The 14,578-nt window shown below is 38.4% G+C and carries 19 protein-coding genes and 1 pseudogene; 13 read left to right on the forward strand and 7 right to left on the reverse strand.

Going from position 1 to position 14,578, the window contains the following annotated elements; all coding sequences use genetic code 11:
- Positions 1-192: pseudogene (locus CYP84_RS00825) on the reverse strand (Fur family transcriptional regulator); the annotation flags it as partial.
- 150 nt (positions 193-342) lie between these two features.
- On the opposite strand from CYP84_RS00825, the gene CYP84_RS00830 reads away from it, so the two are divergent.
- Positions 343-552 (forward strand): hypothetical protein, encoded by a 210-nt coding sequence (locus tag CYP84_RS00830; protein WP_002942234.1) that lies wholly within the window; start codon positions 343-345, stop codon positions 550-552.
- A gap of 107 nt (positions 553-659) precedes the next feature.
- Here CYP84_RS00830 and CYP84_RS00835 read toward each other — a convergent pair whose 3' ends face one another.
- Positions 660-1,325, reverse strand: a complete 666-nt coding sequence (locus tag CYP84_RS00835) for a lipid-binding SYLF domain-containing protein (protein ID WP_103606470.1) — start codon at positions 1,323-1,325, stop codon at positions 660-662.
- A 117-nt stretch (positions 1,326-1,442) separates the two neighbouring features.
- Here CYP84_RS00835 and CYP84_RS00840 point away from each other — a divergent pair, with 117 nt between their 5' ends.
- Positions 1,443-2,051 (forward strand): trimeric intracellular cation channel family protein, encoded by a 609-nt coding sequence (locus CYP84_RS00840; protein WP_002942237.1) that lies wholly within the window; start codon positions 1,443-1,445, stop codon positions 2,049-2,051.
- Entirely contained in the window at positions 2,048-3,034 is a 987-nt protein-coding gene (locus CYP84_RS00845; RefSeq protein WP_103636356.1) for an SAM-dependent methyltransferase, read from the forward strand. Before CYP84_RS00840 ends, CYP84_RS00845 begins: the two co-directional genes overlap by 4 nt.
- On the opposite strand, the gene ybaK is transcribed toward CYP84_RS00845, so the two are convergent.
- Positions 3,023-3,505, reverse strand: coding sequence for a Cys-tRNA(Pro) deacylase (gene ybaK, locus CYP84_RS00850; RefSeq protein ID WP_021090136.1), 483 nt, complete (start codon positions 3,503-3,505; stop codon positions 3,023-3,025). The two genes, CYP84_RS00845 and ybaK, sit on opposite strands and share 12 nt — an antisense overlap.
- Before the next feature lie 58 nt (positions 3,506-3,563).
- Here ybaK and fliL point away from each other — a divergent pair, with 58 nt between their 5' ends.
- The 5 genes from fliL (at position 3,564) to CYP84_RS00875 (ending at position 6,279) form a co-directional block, all read left to right on the forward strand.
- Complete coding sequence (gene fliL, locus CYP84_RS00855; RefSeq protein WP_002942267.1) at positions 3,564-4,100, forward strand: flagellar basal body-associated protein FliL; 537 nt, start codon at positions 3,564-3,566, stop codon at positions 4,098-4,100.
- On the forward strand, positions 4,097-4,441 hold the full coding sequence (acpS, locus tag CYP84_RS00860; protein ID WP_103636357.1) for a holo-ACP synthase: 345 nt from the start codon (positions 4,097-4,099) through the stop codon (positions 4,439-4,441). The genes fliL and acpS overlap by 4 nt, the downstream gene beginning before the upstream one ends.
- 107 nt (positions 4,442-4,548) lie before the next feature.
- Positions 4,549-5,166, forward strand: coding sequence for a hypothetical protein (locus tag CYP84_RS00865; protein WP_103636358.1), 618 nt, complete (start codon positions 4,549-4,551; stop codon positions 5,164-5,166).
- Positions 5,167-5,180: 14 nt separating this feature from the next.
- The gene (locus tag CYP84_RS00870; protein WP_103636359.1) at positions 5,181-5,816 is read left to right on the forward strand and encodes a 2-hydroxyglutaryl-CoA dehydratase; all 636 of its coding nucleotides are present in this window, start codon (positions 5,181-5,183) and stop codon (positions 5,814-5,816) included.
- Positions 5,817-5,988: 172 nt separating this feature from the next.
- On the forward strand, positions 5,989-6,279 hold the full coding sequence (locus CYP84_RS00875; RefSeq protein ID WP_180996347.1) for a colicin immunity domain-containing protein: 291 nt from the start codon (positions 5,989-5,991) through the stop codon (positions 6,277-6,279).
- Positions 6,280-6,499: 220 nt separating this feature from the next.
- Here CYP84_RS00875 and radA read toward each other — a convergent pair whose 3' ends face one another.
- The 4 genes from radA to CYP84_RS00895 are packed head-to-tail and all read right to left on the reverse strand — an operon-like array spanning position 6,500 to position 9,671.
- Complete coding sequence (gene radA / locus CYP84_RS00880) at positions 6,500-7,840, reverse strand: DNA repair protein RadA (protein ID WP_103636361.1); 1,341 nt, start codon at positions 7,838-7,840, stop codon at positions 6,500-6,502.
- Complete coding sequence (locus CYP84_RS00885; RefSeq protein WP_103636362.1) at positions 7,815-8,177, reverse strand: VanZ family protein; 363 nt, start codon at positions 8,175-8,177, stop codon at positions 7,815-7,817. Before CYP84_RS00885 ends, radA begins: the two co-directional genes overlap by 26 nt.
- Complete coding sequence (gene ftsY, locus CYP84_RS00890) at positions 8,170-9,036, reverse strand: signal recognition particle-docking protein FtsY (RefSeq protein WP_103636363.1); 867 nt, start codon at positions 9,034-9,036, stop codon at positions 8,170-8,172. The genes CYP84_RS00885 and ftsY overlap by 8 nt, the downstream gene beginning before the upstream one ends.
- Entirely contained in the window at positions 9,036-9,671 is a 636-nt protein-coding gene (locus tag CYP84_RS00895; protein ID WP_103636364.1) for a TlpA family protein disulfide reductase, read from the reverse strand. The genes ftsY and CYP84_RS00895 overlap by 1 nt, the downstream gene beginning before the upstream one ends.
- Positions 9,672-9,720: 49 nt before the next feature.
- On the opposite strand from CYP84_RS00895, the gene CYP84_RS00900 reads away from it, so the two are divergent.
- From CYP84_RS00900 to CYP84_RS00920, 5 genes are read left to right on the forward strand one after another with little or no spacing between them, the layout of a single operon-like run.
- Positions 9,721-10,365, forward strand: a complete 645-nt coding sequence (locus CYP84_RS00900) for a 5-formyltetrahydrofolate cyclo-ligase (protein ID WP_103636365.1) — start codon at positions 9,721-9,723, stop codon at positions 10,363-10,365.
- A complete protein-coding gene (gene rny, locus CYP84_RS00905; RefSeq protein ID WP_034901872.1) occupies positions 10,286-11,839 on the forward strand; it encodes a ribonuclease Y in 1,554 nt (517 codons plus the stop codon). Before CYP84_RS00900 ends, rny begins: the two co-directional genes overlap by 80 nt.
- A gap of 9 nt (positions 11,840-11,848) precedes the next feature.
- Positions 11,849-12,445: a lipid-binding SYLF domain-containing protein gene (locus CYP84_RS00910; RefSeq protein ID WP_103636366.1), complete on the forward strand. Its 597-nt coding sequence runs from the start codon at positions 11,849-11,851 to the stop codon at positions 12,443-12,445.
- Positions 12,445-13,011, forward strand: coding sequence for a DedA family protein (locus tag CYP84_RS00915; protein WP_103636367.1), 567 nt, complete (start codon positions 12,445-12,447; stop codon positions 13,009-13,011). Before CYP84_RS00910 ends, CYP84_RS00915 begins: the two co-directional genes overlap by 1 nt.
- A complete protein-coding gene (locus CYP84_RS00920; RefSeq protein ID WP_103636368.1) occupies positions 13,008-14,348 on the forward strand; it encodes a DUF945 family protein in 1,341 nt (446 codons plus the stop codon). Before CYP84_RS00915 ends, CYP84_RS00920 begins: the two co-directional genes overlap by 4 nt.
- The last annotated feature ends 230 nt before the right edge of the window (positions 14,349-14,578 follow it).

Consider the following 14,578-nt stretch of genomic DNA (forward strand, 5'->3'; position numbering starts at 1 on the left):
GGTATATATAGAAGTCATTGAAATTTCATTTTTGTAAATTTCATAAATTTTTTGGCAAATTTCTTGAGCACTTAGATGCGACTTGCTAGCAAAAAGCACACGCAAAATTTGCTCTTTTATCTCAGAGCCTTTTTGATCAAAAGCTTTTAAAAACTCGTTAAAATGCTTGTAAAATAGTTCAAAGTCTTCCACAAAATCCCTATCAAATTGATAATGAATGTAAAGATTTTACAACTTTTCTACTAAAAAATGCATAAAATTTATTACAAATTCTAAGTAAAGTATTTTATAAGCTTCTTTTGGTATAGTGTCGCATTTTTTAAATCAGAATTAAGGAACGAAATGACTTACGACGAGCTAGAATTAGACGCCGTTTTGTTAGAGGTTTTGGAAAATAGAGGCAGCTTTGACTCGATGGATGACGAAGAGCTTTACGAGCTTATCGAGCAAGTCGCGCAATACACTGACGGCGACTACGAAGAGGCGTTTGAATATATGACTCAATTTTCTCCGATCCCTAAAAAACGCTTTGTATCACTATTTATGGTTTAGCAAAAGGCTAAGCCATAATCTTGCTAAATTTATAAACTAAATTTCTAAAATCTTTAAAATGTAAAAAAAGAGCTTGACTCTTCTAAAAGAGTCAAGATATGAGGCTATTATAAGAAGTATTTTGAGATTATCTCTTTAAATTTGATTGTATATTTGCTAGCTTTTGGGCTGTTGTTGTAGATATCTTCAAATTCATACATTCTATCGTAGTAGTCGTTTGTATCTTGTGCGTTTATCTTAAGTCTTGCCACGTCTAAGCTAACGCCAACAAAAGCTCCACTAGTCTTGCCACGCTCCTCAACAAATGCTGAAATTTCAGGCAAATCACTAGCTATCGCCACTTCGTTGCCAACGCCGCCAGTGGCTTCTGCTTTTAGGCTGATCGTATCTTTTGCGTTAAATAAGCTTGCGTAGGCTTCAGAGTTTTTAAACAAGATGATCATATCAGCCGAGCTATATCCTAGCTGAAGTCCGATGCTGCCAGATGTGTAATTTACAAAAAATGGGCTTGACCACTCGCCATCGTCGTTTTTAGCGATAAATACGCCTTTGCCTTTTGAGCCAGTGATGATCGCACCTGCTTTTGTTACGTCTGGGATGATAGCGATGGCTTTGATGCCTGTAAATTTGGTATTTGGTTTTAAATTTCTAGTGCCAAAAGCGTTTAAAATGTTTATCGCATTTTTTAATTTTTGATTTTGGATCACGTCAGCGTTTAAATTTAACACAAAAAATGAGCCGATCAAGAAGAGCAAAGTTAGAATTTTTTTCATCAAATTTCCTTATTTAAAATTTTTGTTATTATAGCCTAAAATAAACTATTATTTAAAAATTTATTAATGAAATTTTATGAGATTTCATTATAAAATGCCCATTTTTAAGGAAAAAATATGAGCTTAATACTTTTTGTGGAGTACGTCGGTATCGCATCAGCTGCGCTTAGTGGCTTTTTATTTGCAGTAAAAAGAGAGTGTGACTGGCTTGGCGTCTTTTTGTCTGCATTTTTGACCGCACTTGGAGGCGGTATCGTGCGTGATATGCTCGTTGGCAGGGCAGTTTATTCATTTACTCACTACATGCCAGTAAGCGTCGTCATCTTTATGCTTGTCGTATCTAGGATCACAAATTTGCATATAAAAAGAGATGGTTTGGAAAAGAAATTTGTCTTTATCTTTGCCGATGCGATCGACGTTATCTGCTTTTCTATTGTTGGAGCGATGGTTGCCATCGAGTATAGCTACAACATCTTTGGCGTCATGATGATCGCCTTTTTTAACGGCGTTGGTGGCGGTATCTTAAGAGATATCTTGCTAAATGAAGTCCCATGGTTTTTGCGCACAGGACTTTACGGCACGATAAGCCTTGGCGTGGGACTTGCTTACTTTATCCTCTATCATCTAGGCCTTAGCAACATATTTTTTACCATGCTCTTGCTAGCTGCTGGCATAACGGTCAGGATGTTTGCATTTTATAGAGGCTGGAAGCTGCCTGATCTATGAAATTTAGCGAGTTTTTTGATATCTGGGTCAATGAAAACTACTATAAATTTGGCGTGGATATCGGCAAAAAGGGTGATTTTTATACAAATGTAAGCGTTGGATATCTCTTTGGCGCTTGCCTTGCAAACTACTTTTTAAAGCTACTTAAAAATGGCAAAATTTCTAGCTCTTGCAAGGTCGTGGAGATCGGCGCAAACTCGGGCGATATGCTGGCTGATTTTGCGCAGGGCATCTTTACGCTTGAGCCAGAAATTTTGTCAAATTTAGAGTTTATCATCATCGAACCTCATGAAATTTTACGTAAAAAACAGCTTGAAACCTTTAAAAAACGCTTTGGTGACGAGGTTAGAGTAGGGCACTATGAAAATTTAGACGAGTGCTCGTTTGATGAAATTTTTGTCATCTCAAATGAGCTACTTGACGCATTTAGCTGCGAAGTGATAGACGCAGATAATATGCTTTTTGTGGATAGCGATCTAAAATTTTACTGGCAAAAAGCGGATCAAAATTTACTAGCCCTTGCAAAGAAATTTGACATAAAAAAGGGCGAGATATCAACTAGCTACGCCAAATTTGCGCTCCAGCTTGCAAATGCGGCAAAAAAGGTGAGATTTTTAAGCTTTGACTACGGCGAATTTGAGCCGAAAAATGAATTTAGCCTAAGAGTTTTTAAAGATCATCAAGTTTTTTCTTTGTTTGAAATTTCAAACCTCGAGCCATATTTTAAAAGCTCTGATCTAACTTATAGCCTTTGCTTTAAGCAGGTAAAAGAGGCTTTTTGCGAGGCTGGCTTTTTGATGCTTAAATTAAAAAAACAAAATGATGCTTTAGTTTGCGACTTTGGTGTGGATGAAATTTTATCTTTGGTGCTTGAAAAAGGCAGCAAGCAAGCCTACGAAAACGCCGCAAAACAGGCTAAATTTCTACTCTCGCCCGAGTTTTTAGGCGAGAAGTTTAAATTTATAGAGTTTTTAAAGAGCTAGCCTAGCGATATCAGCGTAATCCGCTTCGCAAGCTTTCAAAAGGTCATTTGGAGCTATCTTTATCTGCTTGCCTCTTACTCCAGCGCTTACTAGCACGTACTCTTGCTCTTTTGCTCGCTCGTCGATAAATGTGGCAAAGTGCTTTTTCATAGCAAGTGGCGAGCAGCCGCCTCTGATGTAGCCGGTGATCTTCTCTAAGTCTTTTAAATTTATAAGCTCGCAGCGTTTGGCACCGCACGCATGAGCAAGTGCTTTTAGATCAAGCTCCAGATCGCCTTGCAAGCAAGCAACGACAAAATTTTTAGGCTCGCACTGGCAGACGATTGTCTTATAAATTTGCTTTATGTCTTGTTTGGTGCTAGCTGCTACGTGAACGGCTGAAAGATCGTTTAGATCGACTTCGTACTCAAGTATCTCATACTCTATTTTTAGCTTGTCTAAAAGCCTGGCGGCGTTGGTTTTATGTATCATCTTTTCTCATTTTTGTGAATTTTTTGTATAATTATAGCCAAAACTTAAAGGAGGAAAGATGGCTGAAGAAGTTGAAGAGAAAAAAGCAAAAAAAGGTGGCAATGGCGCTTTGATGATAATCATCATCGCGATATTTGTTTTATTGCTAGTTATCGGAGGGCTAGTGGCGTTTTTGATGCTTAGTTCTGACGAGCCAAAAGAGGCAAATATGGCGCAAACACCAGCTCAGACTCAAACTCAACCAGCACCCGCTCAAAACAAAGCAAAACGCGGTGGCAACGACTATTCGAACATGGGACCGATATATCCGCTTGATCAGTTTGTCGTAAATTTACTTAGTGAAAATGGCTCGAGATTTCTTAAAACGAAGATTGATTTAGAGCAAAGCGACGAGCTACTAACTGCCGAGCTTGATAAGAAAAAGGCACTTTTAAGAGATATCATCATAAGAACACTCTCATCTAAAACTTACGAAGAAGTAAGCACTGCAAAGGGCAAAGATAGGCTAAAAGACGAGATCGTAGGCAAGCTAAATGAAGTGCTAAATGATGGCTACATCAAAAACATATTTTTTACTGATTTCGTGGTGCAATGATAGGCATCGATATCGTTAAGATAGATAGGATTTCAAGACTTAAGGCTCGTCACGGCGAGCTTTTTTTAAAGAGATTTTTAAGTGATAATGAGATCGCGCTAGCAAAAAATGATGCGACTTTGGCTGGATTTTGGGCGGCCAAAGAAGCAGCTAGCAAAGCCCTTGGTGTGGGCATCAGCAAGGAGTGTGGTTTTTTGGACATTGTGCTCAGCAAAGACGCAAGAAACGCACCAAAGATAAAATTTAGCCCAAGAATTTATACAAGCTTTAATATCAAAGAAGCAAGCCTTAGTATAACTCACGACGGCGGATTTGCCGTAGCTGCAGTGATGATCGTGTGAAATTTATCTGTTTTAAAATTTTAAAGCATAATATAGATAAAAAATGATTTAAATTTCGTATGCTTGAGCTACTAAATACAAATTTGAAAGTTAATGGAGGAGCTTAAGTGATAGTTAGATGCATAAAAGTTGATGACGAACAGTGGGGTTTTAGACTTTATAAAAAATATATAGTTTATGCTTTGCGTTTTGAAGAGGCAAAAGTTAGCTTTCTTATTTATGATAACAATAGGTGGTATCCATTTTTTTATGACTCTCAATATTTTGAAATTTTAGATAACTTTGTGCCGACTTCTTGGAGACTTTCAGAAAGTAGCCGCGCAACTATCGTTGCATACGAAGAAATGGCGTCTAGCTTTGATAGTTATTATTTTGATTTAGTAGATATAAAACCCTCTGCTATAGAAAATTTTATGCAAAGAAAAAGAGAGATTGATAAAGAAGTTGTGCAAAACAGACTTAAAAATGGCATAGAATTAAAGTTAAAGGCTATAAATGGCTTTCAAACACTAGGCAAGATATCTGACTTTAAACTAAATTTTGAACATCAGCTAGTTAAAATAAACATAAATATTGACAATAAAACAAGATATGAGTATTTAAAAAATAGCGGTCAAAGCTGGTGTTATATGAAGCTAGATGACGGCAAATTTGAAGCGATGACAAGCGTTGATAGGCTAAATTTTGTACTTAAAAGAGCTATTAAATTTATAGAGACGACATAATCTAAAGGATAAATTTGAAAGTAAAACTAAAAACAACCGTTGATATTTCATCGCTTGAGCTTCGTGAGCTAAACGCATTTGATCGGCTTGAAAAGGATACTATTTATGATGTCTTGCTGATGGAGATGTATGAAGGCAAGGTAAAACTTATCATCGTGTATAACAAGGATGATTTTGATGGTATTTGCGGATTTAATGCTGAGCTTTTTGATATTATTGATGGCAGTATCCCAAATAGATGGAATGTTGTTAGGATAAATGATGTCCTAAGCATTGCTCCAGAGAATATTAATTATGAAAATTTTTGGTCTGATTTGCAAGAAATTTTTGAAGATGATCTAAATTTTAGAGAAAAAGAGAAGAGATATTGTTTTGCGTTCAGAAATTATGTAGTTGAGTTTGCTGGTTTTATTGATTTTAAAATTTGCAAAAGCGAATTTAGAAAAATCTTTAACGACTATCAAGATCCAAGTATCAAAGCTATAGGAGTAGATACACAAGTAGATGGCTACGTAGTTTGTCCGCATTGCTACAACGCAGAGCAGGCTAGTGCAGAACTAGGCGTCATAAAGTGCGAAAAATGCAAGCAAGAATATAACAATCCACTTGCTAAAATTTGTCCAAGTGGGATAGAAGTGGTTGATGAGTAAATTTAAATATACAATATATTATATTGAGAAAAAGTAGAGGCTTGTGAGATCGTAAAGGTAATAATTGTTAAGTATTGCTAAATATAAATTTTATCATATATCAAGTAGCCACATTATATGGTTTGGTTTTTATTTTAGGGTATTAAAATGATTTTTATTGGTCGGTATAATGATGTTATTAGATGCAATAAATAGGAGTAGTTTTGTGATTTATAATAATTTTTTGACTTTAATGAAAGATTTTGCCAAAGATAAAATAGATGCAAGCACTTATCAAACTCAATTCTTTAAGTTATTGCATAAAGATGACGGTTTTTTTAATAATTATTATGACGTTATGCAAAGTTTATTTTATGATGTGGAAGAATATTGCCCAATTAAAGAACTAAGAAATGCTGGTGAAATTGATGAGATTGCATTAAAAAATAGCACAATAAATACACTAAATCAAATAAAGCCATAAGCTCAAAAACATCTCTTTGAGCTGACAATAGTTTTATTCTAAGTGACTGCAAAAATCGATAAGCAATAGCTCTAAGCCGGGATAAAGTGGTAAATTTCTCGTGAGTTCTTTTTGATATTCACTAAAAAATCTTTTATCTTTTGACACAAAAGCATAAATTATCTCTTTATGGCTTTGTAGATCACTGTCATTTTGCGCAAAAAGCATACCGAAACTATCCCTACATCCACTCAAGCACTTGCGTGATATCTTTGGCGTAAAAGCACTTTAGACCTTGCGTGTCAAGCGGTTTATTTGGGATGATCGCATTTTTAAATTTCTGCGTTTTTGCCTCTTTTAGGCGCTGATCGAGATTGAAAATTTCTCTTATCTCGCCGTTTAGACTTAGCTCGCCGATGAAGACGCTGTCCTTGCTGATGGGGCGGTTTTTGAAGCTGCTGATGATCGCTGCAATGACGGCTAGATCGGCCGCAGTCTCGCTTATCTTAACGCCACCTGAAACGTTTATGAATACGTCGTAGTGCCCAAGTGGAATTTCAAGCTTTCGCTCAAGAAGTGCGAGCAGCATATCTAGGCGGTTTCTCTCAAAGCCAGTCGAGCTTCGCTTTGGATAAGCGCTTTCGCAAACAAGTGCCTGAATTTCGATGCTAAGCGCCCTTGAGCCTTCCATTATGATGGTGATCGCACTGCCACTCATCGCCCCGCCACGTGTGAAAAATTTGCTTGAGACCTCATTTGCGCTCACCAGTCCGCGCTGGCTCATCTCAAATATACCAACCTCGCTCGTCGAGCCAAAGCGGTTTTTAAACCCGCGCAAAATTCTCAGCTCTCTGCTCGCGTCGCCCTCGAAATAAAGCACCACATCGACCATGTGTTCAAGCACTCTAGGCCCTGCGATCGAGCCTTCTTTGGTTATGTGACCGATGATAAAAACGCAGATATTTTGGCTCTTAGCAAGCCTCATTAGCTCAAATGTGATCTCGCGAACCTGCGTGATCGAGCCTGGCGCGGAGGTAATATTTTGGCTATAAAGTGTTTGTATGGAGTCAATGACTAGCACCTTGTAGTCGCTCTTTTGCACCTCTAGCATGATATCTTCTAGGCAAATTTCAGTTAGCAGATATAAATTTTTATCCACCGCATTTAGCCTATCAGCTCTCATTTTTATCTGGCTTTGGCTCTCTTCGCCGCTTACATAGAGCGTTTTTTTGCCGTCTTTTGCCAAATTTGAGCCGATTTTTAGAAGCAGGGTTGATTTGCCAATGCCCGGGCTACCGCCTATAAGCACAAGTGAACCCTCGACCACGCCACCACCAAGAACAAGGTCTAGCTCGCTATCTTTGGTGCTAAATCTCGTGAAATTTTGAATTTCGACTTCGTCGATGCTTATGGCTTTGCTAGGTGTGCCACTGCTTTTTGCTATCTCTTTACTTATCTTTATCTCTTGCTGGCTAAGCTCGACAAAGCTATCCCAAGCTCCACATTGTGGGCATTTGCCCAGCCACTTTGCCTGTTGATTACCACACGCTTGACACTCAAAAACTGGCTTTGCTTTTGCCATAATATATCCTTTTTAAAATTTCAACTACTATCACTCCAAAGACCGCTCCGATCATGTCTGCTACGATGTCAAGCAGGCTAAAGCTTCTGTCTGGTAAAAATGCCTGAACGAGCTCTGTTTGCACGCCAAAGGCTAAAAGTAGGGCTAAATTTTTTAAAATTTTAAACTCATAGCCAAGGTAGAGCAGGATATAAAGGACGAAAAAAGCTAAAAAATGGTTTGCTTTGTCCCACGAATTTTCGATGATCGCAGGACTTTTTGGAATAAAAGCAAGAATATCAATCGCCAAAAGAGCAGCGAAAAAGCAAATTTTACTAAGAAATTTTACCCTACTCAAAAATGGCGTCCATCAGCTCGTCTAAAAACTCGTCTGGGTTAAATTTGATGATATCGTCCATACTTTCGCCAACGCCTATATAAAATATAGGTAGCTCAAGCTCCCTTGCCACGCCAAATAGCGCTCCGCCCTTTGCAGTGCCGTCAAGCTTTGTGATGATGACGCCATCAAGCGAGACGATATCGTTAAATGCCTTTGCCTGCGCGACGCCAGCGTTGCCCTGCGTGCCATCAAGTATGAGGATCTTGCGGTGAGGCGCCTTTTCGTAGGCTTTTTTACTGATACGAACGATCTTATCGAGCTCGTTTGCTAAATTTGTCTGGTTTTGAAGCCTGCCAGCCGTGTCTAAGATGACGCGGTCGATACCTTTTGCAAGGGCCGAGCTGATCGTGTCGTAAGCAACTGCTGAAGGATCATGCCCTTGCTGGGTGGCGACTATCGGCACATTTAGTCTAAGTGACCACTGGCGCAGCTGCTCGATCGCTCCAGCTCTAAATGTATCACAAGCGCCCAAAATGACGCTTTTGCCGTTATTTTTATATAAATTTGCTAGCTTTGCTATGGTTGTCGTCTTGCCAGCACCATTTACGCCAAGGATGAGATCGACAAATGGCTTGTCAGGCTCTATCACGCGCTCATTTTCGTAGATAAAGTAGCTACTCATAACGCGTCTTAGATCAGCTCTACTCACTTCATCTTGTGGCGGCAAGTAGTATAAAATCTCCTCCACGATCTCGTAGGCGACGTCAGCCTCTAGTAAAATTTCCTCCAAGCTCTCTTTGTCGATTTTGTTTGACTTTTTAGCCGAGCTGATCGCTCCAAAGGTCTTTTCAAAACCTCTTTTTAAAAACTCAAGCATTATTTTATAGCCCTATTTATGTCAGTTTCAAGCATCTCTTCAGGCACAAGACCTATGTAGCCTTGAGCGTAGTCGCCATTTGCTTTAAAGAGTGCAGATGCTGGGAGCCCTTTGATGCCGCCCATCGCCTTTTCAAATAAGAAATTTCCCTCGCCAACTGCGATGTCGTATTTGATCTTATATTTTTGAGCAAATTCTTTAACCTCGTCCTCGCTCTTGTCTTCAAGCAAGACAGCAACGATGTTTAGCTCGTTTTTAAATTTCTCACTTAGGTTGTTTAAAGATGGGATCTCAGCCTTGCAAGGTGGGCACCATGTGGCGAAAAATACGTAAAGTGTCGCTTTTTTGCCATCTTTTACGTCAAAGCCGTTGCTTCTTTTTGTGATCTGCATAGTTGTGCCGTTAAGCAGTTTTAGGCTTATATCTTTTACTTCGTCACTTTGTGCGTTCTCGCTTATCTTTGGTGTGAGCGTATCTTTGCTTAAATTTTCATCTTTGCTGGCATTTTCTTCTAAATTTTTACTTTGCACAGCTGGCTCGCTAGTGTTTTGCTCGCTCTTTTGGCTTTTGTTGTCGCCGCATCCGAAAAATGCAAAAAGACAAAGTGATGTTATAATTGCGCGTTTTAGTGTCATAAATTTCCTTTTGAAAAATGTTTCAGGATTATACAAGAAAGAGCATAAAATGAGCGTTAATTTAGAAAAAAACGAATTTAGAAAAAAAGCGAGAGCAAATTTGATAAAGCTCACCAAATTTAGAGCAAAAGGCACTCATTATAAGGCGGTAAAAACGCTTTTAAATTTGATAAATTATACAAATTCTAAAAAGGTACTCTTTTACTTACCACTTAACTACGAAGTCGATGTGCTTAAAATAAGACGAAATTTATCACATAAATGTGAAATTTTTGCCCCTTTTATGGTAGGTCTTAGCTTAGAGATGGTAAGATTGCGACTGCCATTTCTAACTTATAAATTTAATGTCAGACAGCCATCTGGCAAAAAAATGGATAATGTTAAACTCGATATGGCGGTAGTTCCAGCGATTGGGGTTGATGGAGCTATGGCAAGGATAGGGCACGGAAAAGGATTTTACGATAGATTTTTTGACACTTTGCCCGTTAAGCCAAAACTGATAGTTTTCTTAGAGGTAAAAGACTTTTACACCAAAGATGTGCTCTCGCAGGCGCATGATGCGGTGGGAGACTTTTATATAACCCCAAGTAAAAATTATATAAAAAGAGGAATAAATGATAGAGGTTTTAATAGGCTTAGGGGCCGGTGTGGTGGGCGTTGGAGCAGGGTATCTCTACGCCAAAAAGATAAATGATGCAAACTACAACATATTTTTAGAGCAGGCAAAAGCAAAGGCAAAAGCTATCGAGTATGAAGCTGAGCTAACGCTTAAAAACTCTAAAATTTCAGTACAAGAGGCTGAATTTGAGGCTAAAAAAAGATACGACGACAAGACGACAAAGCTTCAAAAAGAGTATGCAAGTAAATTTGATGAGCTGACCAAAAAAGAGAAAATTTTGCTAAATGAGCAAGAGCTTTTAAACGAGAGTAAAGAGCTTTTTGAAAAAGATAAGCAAGATGCGAAGGTCACTTACGAAGAGGGTTTAAATTTAAAAGCGACTTATCAAAACAAAGTAGAAGAGGCGATAAGAGTGCTTGAACACGCTGCTGGCTTAACGGAGGAAGAGGCAAAAGAGGTCGTGCTTAAAAAGGTCGAAGAGAAGTCACGCGCCGACATCGCTCATATCGTTAGAAAGTACGAAGAAGAGGCAAAAAGAGAGGCTAAAAAGAGGGTTAATTACATCTTGGCGCAGGCTACGTCAAGATTTGCTGGAGAATTTGCGGCTGAGCGTCTAATAAATGTCGTAAATATCAAAAACGATGAGCTAAAAGGTAGGATCATCGGCAAAGAGGGACGTAATATAAAAACCCTTGAAATGGTGCTTGGCGTTGATATCATCATCGACGATACACCGCACGCGATCATACTAAGCAGCTTTAACCTTTACAGACGTGCGATCGCTACAAGAGTGATCGAGCTTTTGGTGGAGGACGGCAGAATTCAGCCTGCGAGGATAGAGGATCTTCACAAAAAAGTAACTGAAGAATTTGAGCAAAGCATACAAGAAGAGGGCGAGAATATTGTCATGGACCTTGGTCTAAATAAAATTCATCCAGAGATAGTAAAACTAATAGGCAAGCTTAAATTTAGAGCAAGCTACGGTCAAAACGCCCTTGCCCACAGCCTCGAAGTAGCTCACCTTGCTGGCATCATCGCAGCTGAGTGTGGTGGAGATGAGAAGCTAGCAAAAAGAGCTGGCATACTTCACGACATCGGCAAAGCGCTAACTCACGAGTACGAGGGCAGCCACGTCGATCTTGGAGCTGAAATTTGCAAACGCTATAAAGAGCATCCAGTTGTCATCAATGCGATATATGCTCACCATGGTCACGAAGAGGCGACAAGTATAGAAAGTGCTGCTGTTTGCGCAGCTGACGCACTAAGTGCAGCTCGTCCAGGAGCTAGACGTGAGGTGCTTGAGAGCTTCTTAAAACGTGTCGAAGAGATCGAAAACATCGCAAAAAGCAAAGAGGGCATCAAACAAGCTTATGCGATCAATGCTGGCCGTGAGATCCGCGTCATCGCAAACGCTAAGCTTATAAACGACGATGAGGCCGTGCTTGTGGCAAAAGAGATTGCTCAAGAGATCGAGAGCAAGGTGCAGTATCCTGGTGAGATAAAAGTAAGCGTCATCAGAGAAACTCGCGCTGTTGATTTTGCGAAATAACGGCAAGATATGAAATTTCTTTTATCAATAATAATATTTTTCTCGCTTGGCTTTGCTAGCGAGGAGCTCGTGCTAGACTCGGCAAATTCGTTTATAACGACGATGAGAGGTGCTAGAAACGCCCCTATAAAAGAGCTCATCGAGCAGTCAAAAGCGACGATCATCTTTCCAAGCGTGAAAAAAATAGGTTTTGTAGTTGGCGGTATGGGTGGCGACGGCATAATGGTCGTTGGCAACCTAAATTCGCCAAGTGAAATTTTGCCAGTTAGTATAAGTGGCGGCAGCATCGGCATACAGCTTGGCTATGAAGATAGTTCGCTTGTGCTATTTATATTTAAAGATAGCATTATCTATGACATAAAAGACGCCAAGATCACGCTTGATACGAAGCTTTCAGTGGCTTTTGGCGATATCGGGCGCAATTATAATAAAATAAGCGATTTTAAATTTTCAAGTGACATCTACGCGTATGCTACAAATGATGGATTTTTCGCAGGAGCAAGCTTTGGCGGAGCAGTGATAAGCGCAAAGGATGAAATTTTAAAACAAAGTGGCTACGCATACGAGCAACTAATATCTTCAGCTTCTAAACTTTTGGGGCAATGATGCAAGATATTATAAACTCAATTTCAACTTACGGCTACATAGTGCTATTTTTATATAGCCTTGGTGGTGGCATGGTAGCACTTATCGCCGCTGGGATATTAAGCTTTGCTGGCAAGATGGACCTAACTCTTAGCATAGCAGTTGCTGCCGTTGCAAATACGATCGGCGATACTTTGATCTTTTACGTCGCAAGGTTTAATAAAAGCTCACTTATGCCTTATGTTAAAAATCACAAAAGAAAGCTTGCTTACGCTGGAATTTTGGCAAAAAAGCATGGCGATAAGATAATATTTATCAAAAAATTTATCTACGGCGTCAAAACTTTGGTGCCTATCGCACTTGGACTTACAAAATACTCTTTTTATAAATTTAGCGTTATAAATTTGATCTCTTCAGTGCTTTGGGCGGTGATCGTCGGTCTTGCAAGCTATAAAGCAGGGGATTATTTTATGAGTGTGAGCAATTATCTTGGCGAGCATGGCTATATCATGCCACTTGCCATGGTTGGCTTGTTATTAGGTATCTGGTTATTTTTACAACACATTACAAAAAGGAGAAAAGCATGAAAAAGGTGATATCTGCTCTAATCGTAGTTATCGTGATCGTCGCAGGCGCTGTTTATTTTGCCTCAAACAAGGTCGAGGAGAACTATCAAAGGATAGTTGATAGACTAAATGATGTAAATGGCTTTAAAGTTTCAGAAAACAGCTATCAAAAAGGCTTTTTTGGCTCAAAAGGATCGTTTGATCTTATCGTTTCAAAGGATCTTTTGAAAAATTTGGCTGGCAAAGATGTAGATGAGGATCTAAATTTTAAGGTAGAAAATGAAATTTCTCACTCAGTGCTTGCATTTGTAAATGGCTTTGATATCGACTCAAAAATTTCTATACAAAATGAAGCGATAAAAAATATCGTAGCTTCATTTCTTGGATCAAACGTCGTCGCAACGGCTAAAACAAAGGCTAGCGTGAGTGGCGATAAAGATGTAAAAGTTAAATTTAGCGATATCGACTTTAGTGACAAGCAAACTATGAACGTTCATACAAAGGATGTGAAATTTGGCTTGAAACTGGACGCAAAAGATAATGTAAATAGCGCAAACTTGGGCGTTGAAAAAGTTGTTTTAAAAGGTCTTAATGAAGAAAATAAAGTAGAAGCTAATGTTGAAGGTGTCGATATAGATACAAGCTACACTGTGCCAGTTGAAATTTCAAAGATATTTGAGAACAAACTAGTCCCTTACATAGCAAAAGTTAAGATCAAAAAACTAGCATTATTAGATGAAAAAGATAGTAATGTTGCTTTGGATGATTTTGAGTATAGCTCTAAATTTGAAGTCTCAAATGATCTTGGTAGCTCAAAAGATGTGGTGAAGATAGGTGCAGTTGCTGATAATAAAGTGAAATTTACAGATTTTATCTTAGATAGCAAAATAGCAAATATCAACGTGCCAACTATAAATAATATACTTGATAGACTAAGTAATGTAAATGTTGATACAAATGAGAGTATCTTTGCTGGGCTAAATTTGGACGAAGTAATGGGTCAAATTTTAGAGAAAAATCCAAGTGTGAAAGTGGATACATTAAGCTTTAAAAATGGCAATAATGCGATAAATTTAAAACTAGATGTTGCTATCAATGGCTTTAAAAGCGGAGAAAGTCAGCTTGCGATCTTTGATAAGTTGTCACTTAATGGCGAGCTAAGCGCGGATGAGACTTTGGCTAAATTTTTTGATACGCTCTTTCCTGAGATGACTCTTATCGAGCCAACACTTATATCTGCTGGATATTTAAAAGAAGATGGCAAAAAAGTAGTAAGTAAATTTAAGTACGATCCAAATAAAAAAGATATTATTTTTAATGAAAAGGTCGGACTTCAAAATTTCTTTATGGGCTTTTAAAAAATAGCCTGATTTTTATCTACTTTTAAGCATCACTTCTATATACTTCACTTTCTGTTTTGCAGAACGCAGAACAGAAAGTTCTTTTAACTTACAATTGTTAAAACTATTAGTCAATCTTTGAAATCTAAACAAGTGATCGATTGAGCCAGTCTATTATGATTAAATAATAGATTAGACAAACTAATATAAAAACTAAAAGTTTTTTGATTAAAAACTTCATAATAAAA

The sequence above is a fragment of the Campylobacter concisus genome (genome assembly GCF_002912425.1).
GTDB classification, from domain to species: Bacteria; Campylobacterota; Campylobacteria; order Campylobacterales; family Campylobacteraceae; genus Campylobacter_A; species Campylobacter_A concisus_AH.

Excerpts from the sequence above, each read along its gene's own strand:
- CYP84_RS00915 (WP_103636367.1), top strand. The coding sequence starts at position 12,445 with ATGCAAGATATTATAAACTCAATTTCAACTTACGGCTACATAGTGCTA.
- ftsY (WP_103636363.1), bottom strand. The coding sequence starts at position 9,036 with ATGCTTGAGTTTTTAAAAAGAGGTTTTGAAAAGACCTTTGGAGCGATC.
- acpS (WP_103636357.1), top strand. The coding sequence starts at position 4,097 with ATGATAGGCATCGATATCGTTAAGATAGATAGGATTTCAAGACTTAAG.
- radA (WP_103636361.1), bottom strand. The coding sequence starts at position 7,840 with ATGGCAAAAGCAAAGCCAGTTTTTGAGTGTCAAGCGTGTGGTAATCAA.
- fliL (WP_002942267.1), top strand. The coding sequence starts at position 3,564 with ATGGCTGAAGAAGTTGAAGAGAAAAAAGCAAAAAAAGGTGGCAATGGC.
- CYP84_RS00875 (WP_180996347.1), top strand. The coding sequence starts at position 5,989 with ATGTTATTAGATGCAATAAATAGGAGTAGTTTTGTGATTTATAATAAT.
- CYP84_RS00900 (WP_103636365.1), top strand. The coding sequence starts at position 9,721 with ATGAGCGTTAATTTAGAAAAAAACGAATTTAGAAAAAAAGCGAGAGCA.
- CYP84_RS00840 (WP_002942237.1), top strand. The coding sequence starts at position 1,443 with ATGAGCTTAATACTTTTTGTGGAGTACGTCGGTATCGCATCAGCTGCG.
- CYP84_RS00920 (WP_103636368.1), top strand. The coding sequence starts at position 13,008 with ATGAAAAAGGTGATATCTGCTCTAATCGTAGTTATCGTGATCGTCGCA.
- CYP84_RS00845 (WP_103636356.1), top strand. The coding sequence starts at position 2,048 with ATGAAATTTAGCGAGTTTTTTGATATCTGGGTCAATGAAAACTACTAT.
- ybaK (WP_021090136.1), bottom strand. The coding sequence starts at position 3,505 with ATGATACATAAAACCAACGCCGCCAGGCTTTTAGACAAGCTAAAAATA.
- CYP84_RS00895 (WP_103636364.1), bottom strand. The coding sequence starts at position 9,671 with ATGACACTAAAACGCGCAATTATAACATCACTTTGTCTTTTTGCATTT.
- CYP84_RS00835 (WP_103606470.1), bottom strand. The coding sequence starts at position 1,325 with ATGAAAAAAATTCTAACTTTGCTCTTCTTGATCGGCTCATTTTTTGTG.
- CYP84_RS00830 (WP_002942234.1), top strand. The coding sequence starts at position 343 with ATGACTTACGACGAGCTAGAATTAGACGCCGTTTTGTTAGAGGTTTTG.
- CYP84_RS00910 (WP_103636366.1), top strand. The coding sequence starts at position 11,849 with ATGAAATTTCTTTTATCAATAATAATATTTTTCTCGCTTGGCTTTGCT.
- rny (WP_034901872.1), top strand. The coding sequence starts at position 10,286 with ATGATAGAGGTTTTAATAGGCTTAGGGGCCGGTGTGGTGGGCGTTGGA.